The organism is Mailhella massiliensis (genome assembly GCF_900155525.1).
GTDB classification, from domain to species: domain Bacteria; phylum Desulfobacterota; class Desulfovibrionia; order Desulfovibrionales; family Desulfovibrionaceae; genus Mailhella; species Mailhella massiliensis.
Genome location: NZ_LT706951.1, coordinates 706,464 through 722,345, shown reverse-complemented (window position 1 = coordinate 722,345; position 15,882 = coordinate 706,464). Strand labels below are relative to the sequence as shown.

Genomic DNA, 15,882 nt, shown 5'->3' with positions numbered 1-15,882 from the left:
CTTGGTTCCGAATCACATGCCGGCGCTGTTGTAACCGGGGATGCGTGCTTTCTTTTCAAGGCGGCGGAGCATGGTCACGCCGGCCATGGTGATGGCGAAGTAAATGAGGCCTGCGGTGATGTAGAGCGGCAGATGCTCATAGGTGCGCGAGGCCACGAAATGGGTGCGGGCCATGATTTCCGGCGTGCCCAGGGCAAAGCACATGGCCGAGTCCTTGAGCAGAATGGAATATTCGTTGGACCAGCCGGGAATGGAGAGCCGGAGAGCCTGCGGCAGAATGACGTGAAGAATGGTCTGCCCGTTGGTGAGGCCGAGGGCCTTGCCCGCCTTGAACTGCCCCGCGGGCAGGGAAAGGATGGCCCCCCGGAAAATCTGGGACTGGTAGGCGGCGCTGGTCATGCCGAGTACGAGGCACGAGGCGCCGATGGTGCCCACGTCCAGCCCGATGAGGCCGAACAGCCCGTAGTAAAAGAGAAAAAGCAGCAGAAGCACGGGCACGCCGCGGAAAAACCAGACGTAGAAGCTCACCAGCATGGCGGCGGGCCTGGGGGCGTACACCTGCACGACGGCCATGGGCACGCCGAGACAGAAGCCCAGGGAAAGCGCCCCTGCGACGAGCACGACGGTGACCAGCGTCCCTTCAAGAATGTAGGGGAAGGCTTCGATGATGGTGGAGAGGATATGCACGGTTCGACCTGGGGGGAAAACGGACTTCGGGCGCGCCTGTCCATGCGGACAGAACGCGCCTTCCGGAAAAAAGGCGTGAAAAAGGAGGCCTGCGGAGGCCTCCTTGACGCGGGCGTATTACTTGGAAAGGTACTTGGCCTGAAGTTCCTTCCAGTACGGGTCGGCCTTCAGCTTGCGGTAGCCTTCGTTCACGAGGTTGAGGAGTTCCTTGTCGTCCTTGCGGATGGCCACGCCGAACGCGTCGTCGTCGGCAAAGGTGCCCGCGATCTTCACGGCCTTGCCCTTGCTGATGGCGTCCTGAGCGGGGGCGCTGTCCATGGCGATGGCTTCGATGCGGCCGTTCAGAAGGTCTTCCACGGCAAGAGGCGCGGAATCGTAGAAGCGCAGTTCGTACTGGAGCTTTTCTTCAACCTTTCTGGTTTCCAGAAGTTCGTGTTCGTTGGTGCCGCGCTGCACGCCGAGCCTGGTCTTGCCCTTGATGGCCTGTTCCGCGGTGAGCGTGGAATCGGCGGGAACCAGAATGACCTTCTGAATGGTGTAGTAAGGTTCGGAGAAGGCGACCACGGCGGCGCGTTCGGGAGAAATGCTCATGCCCGAGCACACCATGTCGATCTTCTTGTTCATGAGGGCGGGCACGATGCCGTCCCAGTCCATGGGCTGATGGGTGATTTCAAAGCCCATGTGCCTGGCGATCCAGTCCATGGAGTCCACGTCGAAGCCGGCGGGCTTGCCGTCTTCGCCGACGTAGGCGAAAGGAGGATAGTTGGCGTCGATGCCGTTGACATAGGACTTCGCCTGGGCGCCGGCCGCCATGCACAGCACGGCGAAAGCGGCAAGGATGCAGGAAAGACGTTTCATAGCTGCCTCGCGAAAATTGAAAGTGATTTTTGCCTGCGAGGCAATATATAGGAAAAAAACGGAGCAGGCAATACAAGCCGGGCCCGCCCCGGGAAAAGCGGACGCGCTGCGCCGCCTTTTTCGGAACGGGTCCGGCGCTGCCGGGCCGCGGAAGCGTGCCGGTATCCGGCCCCGCTTCGCCGGAGGTTCAGGCCTTTTCCCCGCCTTTTTCTTCCTTCTTGCGGGAGAGCGCTTCCTTTATCCATTCGGGCACGGCCACGGGGCGGCCTTCCCTGTTGACCACGGCGTGCAGCGTCATGCCTTCGCAGAGGAGTTTCGTGCGGTCTTCGTTGTAGATTTCATAGCGGAAGCGCACCGAGGCGCGCCGCCATTCCACAATGGCCGCATGAATGTGCAGAAGCTCGTCGTAATGCGCGGGGCTGCGGTAGCGGCATTCCACCTCCCTTACGGGAAGCATGAAGCCTTCTTCCTCTATCTTGCCGTAGCCTATGCCCGCCTCCCGGCACAGAGCGCCGCGGGCGCGTTCAAAAAAGTGAATGTATTCGGCGTAATACACTACGCCCATGGCGTCGGTTTCGCCGTAGGAGACATAGTGGGGGAGCCAGATTTCGGAAAAGGTTTCTTCCATGGTCGTTATCCTTGAAAAGGTTGTCCGTCCTGGAGGGAGAGACCCGCAGGAGCGGGGCGGAAAAAAGGCCGCTCCCTCCGTCCTGCGGGGGAGCGGCTTCATCATGGTTCGTTTCTCCCGGATTACATGCCCTTTTTCACCAGGGGGCCGCTGGGGCACTGGCAGATGGGCATGACTTCCACGCGGTTGATGTTGATGTGCGCCGGGCGATGCGTGACCCAGAACACGGTTTCCGCAATATCCTGCGGGGTGATGGGGCTCGTGCCTTCATACACTCCCGCGGCGCGTTCCGTATCGCCGTGGAAGCGCACGATGGAGAATTCGCTTTCCGCAAGGCCGGGTTCGATATTGGTGACGTGCACCTTCGTGCCCAGAAGGTCGGCCCTGAGCGAAAGGCTGAACTGCTTTACGAAGGCCTTGGTGCCGCAGTACACGTTGCCGCCCGCATAGGGATAGTTTCCCGCAATGGAACCGAGCATGACGATGTGCCCGCTGTTTCTGGCCACCATGCCGGGCAGCACCGCGCGCGTGGCGTAGAGAAGGCCCTTGATGTTGGTGTCCACCATGGTGTCCCAGTCGTCCAGGCTGCATTCCTGCGCAGGTTCCAGACCGAGGGCCGCGCCCGCGTTGTTGAGCAGCACGTCCACATCGTGCCGGTTGCCGGGCAGGTTGCTCAGCGTTTCCATGACGGCGTCCTTATCGCGCATGTCCAGAGGAACGGGGAGAAACGCGTCGCCGAGTTCCTGATGCAGCGCGTCCAGTCTGTCGGCCCGGCGGCCGGTGCCGGAAACGAGCCACCCTTCGGCGGCGAAAAGGCGGGCGGTGGCGAGGCCGAAGCCGGAAGTGGCGCCGGTGATGAGGATATGCTTGGGCATGATGGTGCTCCTTGGAGTAGAAGGATGCGCCGCAAGGCGTGCGCGGCGGAAGAATTCGGCACGAAGGCGCGCCTGCCGCAGGGCTTTTCTTCCTTCTGCGCCGCCGAAGAGGCGCGAAAATGCGACGCCGAAAGAATAGCCGTTTTGCCGGGGCATGGCAACACGCCTCCGGCTTGACTCCTCTCATCCCCCTTATTAAAACGGAAAACCCGCCGGAAAAGCCGGGAGTTTTTCAGGGGCGCACGCCCCGGCCCATGCCGCAGACTCGCGGCCGGGCGCTTCCCGCAGGGCGGAAGAGGGTGCATTCATGAACGACGATGTAAAGCGCGACGCGGAACCTGCCGTGTCGGAAAAGAGGGAAGAGGAAGCGCTCAGGCAGCGTATGCTTGCGGAGGAAGAGGCCGACAGGGCCAAGAAGAAGGCCGCCGTGTCTTCGGTGCTGTGGTCGGCCCTGCTCACCGTCATCAAGCTGGTGGCGGGCCTTTCCACCAACAGTCTGGGTCTGCTTTCCGAAGCGCTGCACAGCACGCTGGATTTCGTGGCCGCGGGCATTACCTGCCTTGCGGTGCGCATTTCCGCCCAGCCTGCCGACGAAAGGCACCCCTACGGCCACGGCAAGGCCGAAAGCCTTGCCGCGCTTGCGGAAACGGCCCTTCTGGTGGTGACGTGCGCGTGGATTGTCATGGAAGCGGTGGAACGGCTCTTCTTCGATGCCGGGCCGGTGGAACCTTCCTGGTGGGCCTTCGGCGTGGTCGTCATTTCCCTTGCCGTGGACATCAGCCGTTCCGCCATGCTGCGCCGCGTGGCGCGGGAACATAAGTCCCAGGCCCTCGAGGCCGACGCCATGCACTTCACCACCGATATCTGGTCTTCGGCCGTGGTGCTCGTGGGGCTGACCTGCGTGGCGGCTTCCTCCCGGGTGCCGCACGATTCCTTCCTGTATGCCGCCCTTACCCGCGCCGACGCCGTGGCTGCTCTCGGCGTGGCGGGCATTGTGCTGGTGGTGAGCTGGAACATGGCGCGCAACGCCGTGCTCACCCTTATGGACGGCGGCATGGGCGAAGAGGCCCGCCGCGTGCGCGCGGCCCTTGCCTCGGGCCTTTCTCTATTCTAGATGTGGATAAGAGCCAGCCCCCGCCACGAGCAGGACGGTGACCTGCGTCCCTTGGCCCTTGCCTCGGGCGCTCCGGCCTATGCGGCGCGCAGCGTGCGTGTGCGCGAGAGCGGGGCGAGGCATTTCGTGGACCTTGTGGTGACCGCGCCCTCCAGCTTCCGCGTGGACACGGCCCACGAGGTGAGCACCATGCTGGAAAACATTGTGCGCGGCGTTCTGCCCGATGCGGAAACCACCGTGCATGTGGAACCGGAGGAGGAAAACCGCCGCGACTTCTACGCCACCTCCTACAGACTGGCCGCCGTGCATCAGCTCATGATACACAATCTCCGCCTTGTGGTGCAGGATGACGGTATGCATGTGGAAGTGCATATCGAACTGCCCGACGACATGCCCCTTGCCGAGGCCCATGCCAAGGTGACCGCCTACGAGAGCGACCTGAGAAAGCGCGTGGGCGCGGCCTATGTGGTTTCCCACATGGAACCGCGCGGCGGCAGAGGAAGGGGCTCCGCCCCCGTGAGTCTCGAGGACGTGACGCGCGCCGTGAATGAGGCCCTTGCCGCATCCCCCCTGCACGACGCGCATCATCTTCATGCGCATACCGGCGAGGACGGCACTTCCGTGACCTTCCACTGCCGTTCCGGCGCGGCCACCGTGGGCGAAGGCCACAGCCTGGCGACGCGCCTTGAGGCGGATATCCGCGCAAGGCTCCCGGAACTGGGGCAGATCGTCATTCATGTGGAGCCGGAAGCAGGAAAATAATATGTTCGGGAAGGCATTCTTCGCTTCCGCAGGAGTGGGCACGGGCGTGCTTATGCTGCTGGTGTCCATTACCTCCACGCAGTTCGGTTCCGCTTCGGCAAAGTTTCTCTTCGCCTCCGTGGGGCCGGAAGTGGCCGTGGTGCTGCGCCTTGTCACCGCAACCGTCATTCTTTTTGCCGTGCTTCGGCCGTGGAGGCATGTGCCTCAGCGCAGGGAATGGAAAAGCGTGCTTGTCTACGGCCTTGCCATAGCCTTCATGAACAGCTGCTTCTATCAGTCCATAGCCCGCCTGCCCCTGGGCATTGCCGTGGCCGTGGAGTTTTCCGGCCCGCTCCTGGTGGCCGTGTGCTCCTCACGCCGCAGGGCCGACCTCGCGGGCGTGGTGCTCGCCGTGGCCGGGATGCTGCTCATTCTGCCCTGGAGCGGACTGGAAGGCGATATCGACATCGCTGGTCTTCTCTTCGCTCTGGGCGCGGCCGCAGGCTGGGCGGGCTATATCGTGTTCGGCCGCAGGGCCGGAGGCATGGGCGTGAGCGCCTCCGCATGGGGGATGCTCGCAGGTTCCCTCGCCTCCCTGCCCATGGCGCTTGCCGTGCGGGGCGTGGACCCCTTCCTCCCCCAGGCGCTTATTCCCGTGCTGCCCCTGGCCTTTTTTGTGGGGCTTACCGCTTCGGCGCTGCCTTACGGACTGGAAATCGTGGCGCTGCGCATCGTGCCCCCGCAGGCCTACGGCGTGCTCATGAGCCTGGAACCCGCAGCCGCGGCGCTGTTCGGCTTCGTCCTGCTCGGCGAGGCCCTTACCCTCCGCCAGTGGCTTGCCATAGCCCTTGTGGTTGCCGCTTCCCTTATCGTGACGCGGCGGGCGGGAAAGTAGAGGGAAAGGCACGCGGGGCTGAGCCCCGCACCCCGGCAAAGGCAATGGCATACCGGGATGTACTTCCGGCGTTAAGCGCATGAGCGTCGTGGAAGTGAAGAAGCCGTGCAGCGTGTCCTTCACAAGCGTGCCATGCCCGCCGCTCGGGCGAAGGAAAGGGAAGCCTGGCCGCGAGGGCAGCGCAGGCGGAAATGCTCCTTCGGCGCACGCGCGGAGCCGCAGCGTACAGGGGAAGGCACGGCAGTTTTTGTGCAAGCGGGGTTTCGCCTGCATAGGCAAAGAAAAGCAAAAGCCGCAGCTCCAAAGGCGGCAAAAAAGGCCGGTTCCTTGCGGAGCCGGCCTTTCTTCATGCGGAAGGGGGAAAGATTCCGCCCCTTCCGTGTTTTTTGTCTTTAGCGCAGGTTATTGGCCTTGAGGTATTCCACCAGAATATCCGGGAAGTCGGAGAACATGCCTTCTATCTTGAGCTGCTTGAAGCTGACGTCCATCACTTCGTTGAAGTCCTTGAAGCCCTTGGGCAGGGAGTCCTTTCGCAGCGTCCAGGAATGCAGCTTCATGCCGTTTTCGCGCGCGAGGTCTCCGAGGTTGGAGAGGGTGTAGCCCTTGCCGTCGGCCGTGGGGACGGCAAGAAGGTTGAAGTTGGGCGCGTAGATGGTGGCGTACTTGGAGACTTCCTTGATGCCTTCGGGCGTGGTCAGCCACTTGTGGCGGGCCTTGTCGTCCTTGGCTCCCTGACCGCCTGCGGTGACGAGCATGCACAGCTGACCCTTCCAGCCCAGATCACGGGCGCGCACCACGGATTCATAGTCGAAGATCTGCAGAATGGCCTTGCTGTCCGGCGTATTGTAGCCGAACTTCGTGAGCGTATCGATGGTGGCCTTCAGAATGTCCAGCCCCTGAGCCATGAAGAAGTCGGGTTCCTTCACTTCCACATACACGCCCACATTGCGGCCGGTGGACTTGTTCAGACCCTGCACCTGATAGAATTCTTCTTCAAGGCTGGGAATCTGGTAGGCGATGGGGGAATCGGGGAAGCGGCCCGCGAACACGGCCTTGCCGGTTTTCGGGTCGAAGCGTTCGGTCACGCGCAGGGAGCGCAGTTCATCGTAGGTGAAGTCGGAAGAGTAGTAGCGGCCGTCCTTGCGGTGACGGTCGGGGAACTTCTTGGCCACGTCGGTGGTGGTGTCCACCAGAATGTCGTGCATGACCACGAGCTTGCCGTCTTTGGTCATGACCACGTCCTGTTCCACATAGTCCACGCCCATGGCGTAGGCCATGGCCTTGGCGGGCAGGGTGTGCTCGGGCAGGTAGCCGCTGGCCCCGCGATGCGCCGTCACTTCGGGCCGGTAGTCGGCGGCGGAGGCGGAAAGAGGAAGCAGAAGGGCAAGGGCCAGGGCCGGAGCAAGGAAGGCTTTGCGCATGCATACTCTCCTTGTTGCAGTGGTCGGAAAGGGACGCGAAAAACAGTCGATACGCGTCGGAATTGCCTACGGCATAACATAATGGCGTTTTTTCGTCCATACGGGGCGAGCCGCTTTTTTATGACGAAGCTGTGACAAAGCCGTGTTGTACAGCCGATATGCTTGGGTGAAGTGAAGAAAAAAAGAACTGCATAAGGGGAGAAAGGGCCGTTTTTTCAGAAGTAAAACAGCCATAAAGAAAAAAACTGTTTCCGGAAGGGAAAGAGCGGAGACCAAAGCTGTGCGGAACAGGCGGGGAACCATGTCAGTCGCGGCCTCTCCCGGCATGTCCTTTCTTTTTTCAGACGCGCAGCCGCGAAGGCCGGGAGACCCGGCCTTGGGGCCGGAGAGCGCGAAGAGCCGTTTTGCCGGGCAGGGGGAGAGACGAGGCCCCGACCTCGGCAATGGCGCTGATCGCCGGGCAGATTCCGGCCCGATGTCCAACGCCAAAGGCCCGGAGCGTTGGGAAACGCGATATCCTTTGCTGCGGGAGAGACGCCTGAGGGAACAACGGCCGGTTCTTCACCATGGAAAGCAGAACCGTGTGCAGGAAAAACGCGGCTTCGGCGGACAACGGCCGTTTTCGGCGGCAGGGCGTTCCCCTTTCCGCCGTCGCATACGAAGGCGTTGTGCGCAGTCGGGCGCGGAAGACGACGGCCCCGCCATCTTAAATTCCGTCCTTAAACACGGGGGCCCGGCTCAGGCCGGGCCTGAGTCGGGCTTAAGTGCTTGCACAGGAGGGCGAAGGGAGGCCCTTGCCCCGTTTCTCCCGGCCGTTTGCGGCAGGAGCGACTTTGCTTTTCCGCGGCAGGACGGCCGCGGGGGAGGACTGCGCCGTGCGGGAGTTTCGCCCGGCAGGCTGTTCCGGGACATCGGAGAATGTTCCCGGGAAGCTCCCCGGCGGGGTGAAGCTGCCGTTTCCGGGCGGCGCTTTGCCGGAAGGAGCCGCGTGCCTATCCGGCCATGCGTTTTTTCCAGGCCACGGAAAGGATGCCGTCGAGGATGCTCCACGGGTTGGGCGGGCAGCCGGGGACATAGACGTCCACACTGCCTTCGGGCAGGACGGATTCCACGCCGCCGCAGCCTTCGCGGCTGCCCTTGAAGGTGCCGCCGGATATGGCGCAGGTTCCCACGGCGATGACGATTTTGGGTTCGGGCACGGCTTCCCAGGTGTCGAGCAGGGCCTTGCGCATGTTTTCCGTGACCGGGCCGGTGACGAGAATGCCGTCGGCGTGCCGGGGAGAGGCGGCGTATTCGATGCCGAAGCGGCCGAGATCGTAGATGAGCGTGCCGAGCACGTTCACGTCGGCCTCGCACGCCATGCAGCCTCCCGCGCTCACCTCGCGCAGCTTGAGGGAGCGGCCGAAGAGGGAAAGGTCGCGCTTTGCCTCCCCCGGGGTTCTGCGTATGCCGGGAGTGCAGATGTCTTCCGGCGCGGGGGAACGCACGATGAGCGCCTCGCGGCTGCAGGCGGCGATGCGGTGTTCGTGGGTGAAGGTGATCTTCTTTTCCGGGCAGGCGTTTTCGCAGGCGCGGCAGAAGAGGCAGCGGCCCATGTCGAGTTCCGGGCCGGAAGGCCGGATGCGCAGCGCGCCCGTGGGACAGGCGGCAAGGCAGGCGCGGCTTTCGCAGTCCTTGCAGGGCGTGGGCGTGATGGAGGGCAGCCCTGCGAAGCGCGGGCTTATGGAAGGCATGGTGAAGGGGTAATCCAGCGTGCGGTAGCCCTGATGGAGGCGTTCTCTGATGATGTTCAGCATGGAAGTTCCTTACAGGTCGTGCCCGCAGTAGGACAGGTTGAAGCTCTTGTTGCACAGCGGGAAATCGGAAATCTGTTCATCCCGGAGCGCCATGGCGAGGCCGGACCAGTTGTGGAAGGACGGGTCCACCACCTTGTAGGCCAGAAAGCGGCCGTCGTTTTCCGTAATGCCCACATGGCATATTTCCCCGCGCCAGCCTTCCACCTGCGCCACGGCGAGGCGGCGGGCCGCGACTGCCTTCATGGGCGTGCGGCATCTTTCTTCCCCGCTGGTGGCGGCGAGAAAATGCAGGTCGGCTTCGGCGGAGGCGGCGGAATCGTTCAGCTCGTCGCTGCGGATGAGCGTGCGGGCCAGAACGTCGCCGGTAGTGCGCATACGCTTTTTGAGCGCTCCCTGCTCCAGGTCGGAAAGGGGCCAGTCCATGCGGGCATCCATGTCCACGCCGCAGGCGCGGGCGGCCATGCCCACAAGGCCGAGGGCGCGCGCGTCTTCAAACGATACCGTGCCCGTGCCCGTGAGGCGGGCAAGCACGCTGGAACTTTCCAGCATGACGTCCACACTGCCGCGCGCGTCGCGGTAGGCGGCGCGCACGCGCTTTACCAGCGCTTCGCCGAGCATGGAATCCACATCCCACTTCACGCCGCCCGGGCAGAGCAGGTTGCGGCCGAAGCGGCTCCCGCACAGCTCGGAGGTGATGTTGAGAAAATCGCCGGTGATGCGTCCGTTCCAGGCGGAGGTGGGCAGAAAGCCCGTATCGCCGCCTATGGCCCCGAGATCGCGGGTATGGTTGGCAAGCCGTTCCAGTTCCAGCGCAAGGCGGCGTATGCGGTGCGCCCTTCTGGTGGGCCGGACTTTTGCAAGGCGTTCCAGCACCGTGCAGTAGGCCGTGGCGTGGCCTATGGCCGTATCGCCCGCAATGTTTTCCATAAGCGGCAGCACAAGCTTTTCCGGGCTGTGCAGGATGAGGTGCTCCACATCGCGGTGCTGGAAGCCGAGCTGTATTTCCAGGTGCATGACGTTTTCGCCGTAGCACTGGAAGCGGAAATGCCCGGGTTCGATGACGCCCGCGTGCACCGGGCCCACGGCCACTTCATGCACTTCCGGTCCGTCCACGCGGTAGTAGGAGGTTTCCGCGGGGCCGGGGCGCAGGGCGCGGTTGCCTTCCGCCGAGGGAGAGTAGCGTACGGGCTTGAGCCAGGGATGCCCCACGGGCTGAACGCCCCACAGCTCGAAGATTTCCCGCTCGAAGAGATGGGCCTGCGGGCAGAGGGGCGTGAGGGATTCGTAGCGTTTGCCCGGAAGGGCGCGCACGGCGTCGAGCAGGCGGCTCGAGGCGTCGGCCAGAATGCAGACCAGTTCCGTACCCGCCTTGTCCGGCACGCCGAAGAAGGCCAGAATGCGCCAGCCCCTGCGGCAGCGTTCGACAACGGAGCGGGAAAGCTCCTCCATGGGCAGGACGGGGATGTCGTCGTAGGCGATGGATTCTTGATAATGGAACATCATGCCCCCAGAAGCGCGGCGGCGCGGTTGAGCGTTTCCGTAAGCCAGTCGGGCACATACAGGCCGAGGCAGAGCACCATGAGGCAGAGCGCGGCGGGCGGAAGAACGCTGAAGAGCGATTCATGGTAGTCCATGGGCACGTCGCGCGGGGGCGTGCCCTGCGCCATGCGCAGCACGGGGATGGACATGCCCACGAAGATGACGGCCAGCGCGGCGAGGTAGACCAGCGCCACCCCGAGGCCGCTGTGCGCGAAAATGCCCTTCAGAATGGTGAATTCGCTGATGAAGAGCCCGAAGGGCGGAGAACCGACGATGGCGAGAAAGCCTGCCGTCCACAGCGCGCCGGAAAGGGGCATGTCCTGCCTGAGGCCGCGCACGTCGTAGCTGGAGAGCGTGTGGTAGCGGGTGAGAATGTTGCCCGCCACCAGAAAGAGCATACACTTGGTGAGCGAATGGCACACGGCGTGCAGCATACCGCCGAAGAGCGCGCCGCCGCCCACGCCGAAGGCCAGGGCGAGGATGCCCATGTGCTCCACGCTGGAATAGGCCAGAAGGCGCTTGTAGTGGCCCTGACCCACGATGAACACCGCGGCCGTGACCATGGAGAAGAGGCCGAAGAATACCAGAAGGTCGCCGCTGAAATCGCCGAGACCGGCCGCGCGCATGATCTGATGCCCGCGCAGTATGCCGAGCAGGGCGCAGTTGAGCAGCGCGCCCGAAAGCATACCCGACACCATGGAAGGGGCCTGACTGTGCGCGTCGGGCAGCCAGGTATGCAGCGGAGCAAGGCCCATTTTGGTGCCGTAGCCCACCAGCAGGAAGATGAAGGCCGCCTTGAGCCAGAGCGAGCGGCCCGTGCCCTGCACTTCGCGAGCCTTTTCCATGAAGGCGGTGATCTGGTCCATGCCTTCCGCCGCAGGCGCGGCGGGGTTGTGGAAGGCCACGGTCATGAGAATGTTGCCGAGCAGCGCCAGCGCGATGCCCACGGAACAGATCATGAGGTATTTCCAGGTGGCTTCCATGGAGCTCTGATGCCGGTGGAAGTAGATGAGCGGGGCTGAGGTCAGGGTGGTGATTTCAATGCCCACCCACAGCGCGCCGAGGTTGGCCGTGGTGGTGACGAGCGTCATGGCGGCCACGAAGAAGCACAGGCAGGAAAGGAAGCGCGTTTCCGGCGCGTTGGTGAAGAGCTGGCCCTTCTGTATGTCGCGCTTGACGTGCTTTTTCTCTTCCTCTCTGAGGTAGCCTACCGCATAGACGGCGGCCGCCGTGAAGAGGATGGAGGCAAGCATGAGAAAGACCACGCCGAGCGCGTCGGGCTGAAGCAGGCCGAACAGCGCGGAGGGCGCTTCGCCCTGTTTCACGGCGCGCAGCGTGAGGCAGGAAAGGGCGAGGTGGGCGAGAGCCGTGGCCACGAGAAGGCCCCGGCGCGGCCATGCGCCGGGAACGAACATGAGAAGCCCGGCCAGGAGCGGGATGAGGAGAAGCAGCGCGAGCGTCATGTCAGTCCCTCAGGTTGCGGAAGCGCGCCACGTCGATGGAATCGAAGGCGCTGTTGATGTGATTGATGGCGATGGCCATGACGAAGATGGCGGCGAACACGTCGAGCAGAATGCTGAGTTCAAACCACACCGAGCCTTCGGTCATGAGCGGAATGCCGAGCAGGAAGATGCCGTTTTCCACCACCAGATAGCCGATGACCTGGGCGAGCGCCTTGGCGCGCCCCACCACGAGGATGAGTCCGCAGAAGAGCGTGGTGAGCGCCACGGGGAAGAGCAGCGGAGGGAAAAGCCCTTCCGCCGCAGGAATGCGGCCTTCCAGCCACAGGGAGAAGGCGAGGCAGGCGAGGCCCCCGGCCATGGGGTACATGCGGCCGAGTCTTGGCCGCACCACGGGTTCCAGCCCGAGCTTGTGGCAGACATGGCGCAGAAACACGGGAAAGCCCGCGCCCTTGAGGCAGAGCACGGCAAGGGAAAGGAAGACGAGTTCCGCATTGAGCTCCCCGTCCACGGGCAGGAGCAGCAGCGCGGCGAGCAGCGCGCCCTGCACGGCGGAAAGGCGTATGAGCATGAGAATGCGGCCCGACCAGAGCATGATGAGGTCGGTGACGAGCAGCAGCAGAATGACGAACTGGAAGAGCGAATACATAGGCTACCGAACCAGAGTCAGAATGAGGACGAAGGCGGCCACGGAACCGGCGAGGCCCACCAGAGCGGGCACGACGTGCATACGCAGGCGCGCCATGACCGATTCCACCACGCCCACGAGGCAGGCGACGCAGGCCGTGCCGAAAAGCGAGGTCGCGGCATGGGCGAAGAAGGGCATGGGCGGAATGACGAGGCCGATGAGCAGCGTGGAGAATATCCACAGCTTCACGGCGGAACCGTAGAGAACGAAGGCCATGTTGGGCCCGGAATGATCGAGCACCATGACTTCGTGTATCATGGTGAGTTCCAGGTGCGTGGTGGGATCGTCCACGGGAATGCGGCAGTTTTCCAGCAGAAGCAGCACGCCCATGACGAAGATGAGCAGCACAAGTTCCGGCCTGCCGTGCAGCCAGGCCTTGACCGGAAAGCCGTTGAACAGCGCGGAGAGGGTGAGGTTGTCTTCTCCCATGCTGCCCGCCGTGCCGATGAGGGCGAGGAAGGCGAGGAAGAGCACGGGTTCCGCTATGGCGCCGAACAGCGCCTCGCGGCTTGCGCCCATGCCCTCGAAGGGAGAGCCGGTATCAAGCGCGGCAAGCACCGTGGCGAAGCGCCCCATGCCCAGAAGGTAGGCGCAGAGCATGAAATCGCCCTGAAAGGCGAAGGGAGAGGCCGCACCGCCGAGGGGCAGCAGGGCGAGCGCCGCCACGGCCGAGGCCATGGCGATGACGGGCCCGGCGCAGAACACCCAGGTGGTTCCTTCGCCCAGGACTTCGCCTTTTTTGAGCAGCTTGATGATGTCGTAATAGGGCTGGAGCACGGGTTTGCCGTGCCTGCCTGCGAAAAGCGCCTTGACCTTGGCGATGATGCCGAGGGGCAGCGGCGCAAGCACGAGCGCCAGCGTAAAATGCGCAAGGTAAAGCTGCATATCCATTATGCCACCCCCCAGATGAGAAGCGCCACCAGCGTGATGAGGATATAGAGGATATAGATGTTGACCAGGCCGTTCTGCACGATTTTAAGCGCGTTGCAGGCGCGTTCCATGAGCTGGAACAGCGGCGTGTAGCCCTTGCTGCGCACCACGTCCGGCGCTTCCACCCCCAGCGAGGCGCGGGCGGGGAACAGCCCTTCGCCCTTGACGGAGCGCACCTTCGTGCCCATGACCGGCCCGAAGATGCGGGCCGCCGGTTCCACGAACGAGGCGGGCGTGTACTGTATGCGGCTTGTGCCGTACTGGTAGCCGCAGCCCCACACGGGAGAGCGCTTCACGCCCCTGCGCAGAAGAAGCGCGCGGCGCACGAGCACCAGTATGAGCACCAGGCCGATGCCGGCCCAGCCGAACAGCGAAACGCGGTAAAGCAGGCTTTCCGTCTGCGCGATGGCAACGCGCGCGCCTTCCACCACGCCCTGATGCATGGCGGGAATGAAGTCCAGCGTGGGCTGCACCATGGAAAAGGCCAGAGGCGCGAAAAGGCCGCAGAGCACGCAGGCCGCCGCCGGAATGCACAGAGGCATGAGATGCCGGTTTTCCGGCACATGGGGTTCGGCGGCAAAGTGGGTGCGCGCCTGCCCGAGGAAGGTCATGCCGTAGGCCTTGATGTACACCGCGGCGGAAATGCCGCTCGTAAGCATGAGGGCCGTCATGCAGGCTATCATGGCGATTTTCTGCTCAAGGCCCGGAAGCTTCAGCGAGCCTATCATGGACATGGAAAGCACGAATTCCCCGGCAAAGCCGTTGAAGGGCGGCAGGCAGGCGATGGAGGCCGCCCCCAGAGCGAAGAGCGCGCCCAAAAGCGGCATACGCTTCTGCAGCCCGCCGAGGCGCGCCATGTCCACCGTGCCCACGGCGTGCAGCACTTCGCCCGCGCACAGAAAGAGCAGCCCCTTGAAGGCGGAGTGGTTAAGCATGTGGAAAAGGCAGCCGGAAAAGCCCAGCGCCGCCGTCCACGCGCTGCCGTTGTGTATGCCCACAAGCCCGATGCCCGCGCCCATGAGCATGATGCCCATGTTCTCCACGCTGGAATAGGCGAGCAGCCTTTTCAGATGACTCTGGGCAAGGGCCTTCAAGATGCCCATGAGCGCGGTGAGCGCCCCCATGGCCATGAGCAGCCAGCCCCACCACAGAGGCATGGAGGTGGCGGGCCCGAAGAAGTCGAAGGAGCGGATGATGCCGTACAGGCCCGCGTTCAGCATGGCGCCGGAAAGCAGCGCGGAAACGTGGCTCGGCGCGGCGGGATGCGCTTCCGGCAGCCATACATGCAGGGGCGCAAGCCCCGCCTTGGCCCCGAAGCCGAAAAGAGAAAGCAGAAACAGCGCCGTGGCGTTGGCAGGCTGATGCACGGCCATGGCCGAGAAGAACGTGGAGCCGCTCTCCTGCCACAGCAGGGCGAAGAACGCAATGAGCAGCACCGCGCCCAGATGCGCCGCCACAAGGTACACCCAGGAGGCATCCTGCACCAGACGGTCGCGGTCGTTGAAGTCGATGAGGAAGAAGGGCGAAAGCGACATGATTTCCCATGCCAGCATGAAGAACACCGCGTCACGCGCCGTCATCACGCACGTCATGCCCAGAAGCAGCAGCAGGTAGAAGAACCAGTGCGCCCCGAGATTGTGCTCGGAAGGATCGCTGTGACGGAGCGAAACGCAGCCCGAAAGCGCGCAGGTTATCCCCAGCACGAATACCGGCAGCAGAAAAAGCCGGGAAAGAGGGTCCAGCCCCAGAGCAAACGCCCCGAAAGGCAGCCCCCACGGCAGAAGAAAGCTTTCCGCGCTGCTCCAGCCGCCGGAAAAAAGACCGTGCAGCCCCATCAGGCACGCAACCGCTGCGGCCCCCGGACCGATAAGGTTGGCCGTTCTGTTGGTGGAGGCGCTTACCGGACGCAGAGCTGTAAGCCCCGTGATAAGCGCGCCCGCAACCATGACCAGAAGGGCGAGAAGAAAACTGTCCATACATTCCCCACAATGCTAGACGTGAAGTATCTTGCGAAAAAACGAGGCGGCCACACGTTAGACCTCTTGTTCGGAAAAGGCAAGCGCAGGAAGGGGTTGTGCACGACGTGACAAGGCGGGAAAGGCAGGAAGAAGGGAAAGGCAGGCGGGGCGCCGCCCCGCACCCCGCCGGGGGAAATGATTTCCCCCGGCCCCCTCGTCCGGCAGAAAGGGCGGCCGGGGCATTCCTCCGACTCGCGGCTGTTCTGGAAGGCGGTCCGCGCGGAAGGCGCAG

14 protein-coding genes are annotated in these 15,882 nt (G+C 63.6%); 3 read left to right on the top strand and 11 right to left on the bottom strand.

Annotated features, from left to right (window positions below):
• Window positions 1-12 precede the first annotated feature (12 nt).
• The 4 genes from CZ345_RS08910 to CZ345_RS08895 all read right to left on the bottom strand — a co-directional run bounded on the left by CZ345_RS08910 (window position 13) and on the right by CZ345_RS08895 (window position 3,048).
• Window positions 13-687, bottom strand: a complete 675-nt coding sequence (locus CZ345_RS08910) for an amino acid ABC transporter permease (protein ID WP_077072782.1) — start codon at window positions 685-687, stop codon at window positions 13-15.
• Window positions 688-804: 117 nt separating this feature from the next.
• Window positions 805-1,545: an ABC transporter substrate-binding protein gene (locus CZ345_RS08905; RefSeq protein ID WP_077072781.1), complete on the bottom strand. Its 741-nt coding sequence runs from the start codon at window positions 1,543-1,545 to the stop codon at window positions 805-807.
• A 187-nt stretch (window positions 1,546-1,732) separates the two neighbouring features.
• Complete coding sequence (locus CZ345_RS08900) at window positions 1,733-2,173, bottom strand: acyl-CoA thioesterase (RefSeq protein ID WP_077072780.1); 441 nt, start codon at window positions 2,171-2,173, stop codon at window positions 1,733-1,735.
• 122 nt (window positions 2,174-2,295) lie between these two features.
• Entirely contained in the window at window positions 2,296-3,048 is a 753-nt protein-coding gene (locus CZ345_RS08895) for an SDR family oxidoreductase (protein ID WP_077072779.1), read from the bottom strand.
• A 307-nt stretch (window positions 3,049-3,355) separates the two neighbouring features.
• On the opposite strand from CZ345_RS08895, the gene CZ345_RS17405 reads away from it, so the two are divergent.
• The 3 genes from CZ345_RS17405 to CZ345_RS08885 are packed head-to-tail and all read left to right on the top strand — an operon-like array spanning window position 3,356 to window position 5,798.
• On the top strand, window positions 3,356-4,162 hold the full coding sequence (locus tag CZ345_RS17405) for a cation diffusion facilitator family transporter (protein ID WP_239446653.1): 807 nt from the start codon (window positions 3,356-3,358) through the stop codon (window positions 4,160-4,162).
• A gap of 51 nt (window positions 4,163-4,213) precedes the next feature.
• Window positions 4,214-4,924, top strand: a complete 711-nt coding sequence (locus CZ345_RS17400; RefSeq protein WP_239446652.1) for a cation transporter dimerization domain-containing protein — start codon at window positions 4,214-4,216, stop codon at window positions 4,922-4,924.
• 1 nt (window position 4,925) lies between these two features.
• Window positions 4,926-5,798 (top strand): EamA family transporter, encoded by an 873-nt coding sequence (locus CZ345_RS08885; RefSeq protein ID WP_077072778.1) that lies wholly within the window; start codon window positions 4,926-4,928, stop codon window positions 5,796-5,798.
• A 392-nt stretch (window positions 5,799-6,190) separates the two neighbouring features.
• On the opposite strand, the gene glpQ is transcribed toward CZ345_RS08885, so the two are convergent.
• From glpQ to CZ345_RS08850, 7 genes are all read right to left on the bottom strand, one after another.
• On the bottom strand, window positions 6,191-7,219 hold the full coding sequence (gene glpQ / locus CZ345_RS08880) for a glycerophosphodiester phosphodiesterase (protein WP_077072777.1): 1,029 nt from the start codon (window positions 7,217-7,219) through the stop codon (window positions 6,191-6,193).
• Between the two features lie 992 nt (window positions 7,220-8,211).
• Complete coding sequence (locus CZ345_RS08875) at window positions 8,212-9,015, bottom strand: NADH-quinone oxidoreductase subunit B family protein (RefSeq protein ID WP_077072776.1); 804 nt, start codon at window positions 9,013-9,015, stop codon at window positions 8,212-8,214.
• Between the two features lie 9 nt (window positions 9,016-9,024).
• On the bottom strand, window positions 9,025-10,515 hold the full coding sequence (locus CZ345_RS08870; protein ID WP_239446651.1) for a hydrogenase large subunit: 1,491 nt from the start codon (window positions 10,513-10,515) through the stop codon (window positions 9,025-9,027).
• Entirely contained in the window at window positions 10,515-12,017 is a 1,503-nt protein-coding gene (locus CZ345_RS08865; protein WP_077072774.1) for a proton-conducting transporter transmembrane domain-containing protein, read from the bottom strand. Before CZ345_RS08865 ends, CZ345_RS08870 begins: the two co-directional genes overlap by 1 nt.
• Window position 12,018: 1 nt before the next feature.
• Window positions 12,019-12,663 carry a hydrogenase-4 component E gene (locus CZ345_RS08860; protein ID WP_077072773.1) on the bottom strand — a complete coding sequence of 215 codons (645 nt, stop codon included), beginning with the start codon at window positions 12,661-12,663 and terminating at the stop codon, window positions 12,019-12,021.
• Window positions 12,664-12,666: 3 nt separating this feature from the next.
• On the bottom strand, window positions 12,667-13,593 hold the full coding sequence (locus CZ345_RS08855; protein WP_338039507.1) for a respiratory chain complex I subunit 1 family protein: 927 nt from the start codon (window positions 13,591-13,593) through the stop codon (window positions 12,667-12,669).
• Window positions 13,593-15,608 (bottom strand): proton-conducting transporter transmembrane domain-containing protein, encoded by a 2,016-nt coding sequence (locus CZ345_RS08850; RefSeq protein ID WP_077072772.1) that lies wholly within the window; start codon window positions 15,606-15,608, stop codon window positions 13,593-13,595. Before CZ345_RS08850 ends, CZ345_RS08855 begins: the two co-directional genes overlap by 1 nt.
• Window positions 15,609-15,882 lie beyond the last annotated feature (274 nt).

Bases quoted from the DNA above. Each gene is read 5' to 3' on its own strand.
- CZ345_RS08905 (WP_077072781.1), bottom strand. From the start codon at position 1,545: ATGAAACGTCTTTCCTGCATCCTTGCCGCTTTCGCCGTGCTGTGCATG.
- CZ345_RS08900 (WP_077072780.1), bottom strand. From the start codon at position 2,173: ATGGAAGAAACCTTTTCCGAAATCTGGCTCCCCCACTATGTCTCCTAC.
- CZ345_RS08895 (WP_077072779.1), bottom strand. From the start codon at position 3,048: ATGCCCAAGCATATCCTCATCACCGGCGCCACTTCCGGCTTCGGCCTC.
- CZ345_RS17405 (WP_239446653.1), top strand. From the start codon at position 3,356: ATGAACGACGATGTAAAGCGCGACGCGGAACCTGCCGTGTCGGAAAAG.
- CZ345_RS08885 (WP_077072778.1), top strand. From the start codon at position 4,926: ATGTTCGGGAAGGCATTCTTCGCTTCCGCAGGAGTGGGCACGGGCGTG.
- glpQ (WP_077072777.1), bottom strand. From the start codon at position 7,219: ATGCGCAAAGCCTTCCTTGCTCCGGCCCTGGCCCTTGCCCTTCTGCTT.
- CZ345_RS08875 (WP_077072776.1), bottom strand. From the start codon at position 9,015: ATGCTGAACATCATCAGAGAACGCCTCCATCAGGGCTACCGCACGCTG.
- CZ345_RS08870 (WP_239446651.1), bottom strand. From the start codon at position 10,515: ATGTTCCATTATCAAGAATCCATCGCCTACGACGACATCCCCGTCCTG.
- CZ345_RS08865 (WP_077072774.1), bottom strand. From the start codon at position 12,017: ATGACGCTCGCGCTGCTTCTCCTCATCCCGCTCCTGGCCGGGCTTCTC.
- CZ345_RS08860 (WP_077072773.1), bottom strand. From the start codon at position 12,663: ATGTATTCGCTCTTCCAGTTCGTCATTCTGCTGCTGCTCGTCACCGAC.
- CZ345_RS08855 (WP_338039507.1), bottom strand. From the start codon at position 13,593: ATGGATATGCAGCTTTACCTTGCGCATTTTACGCTGGCGCTCGTGCTT.
- CZ345_RS08850 (WP_077072772.1), bottom strand. From the start codon at position 15,608: ATGGACAGTTTTCTTCTCGCCCTTCTGGTCATGGTTGCGGGCGCGCTT.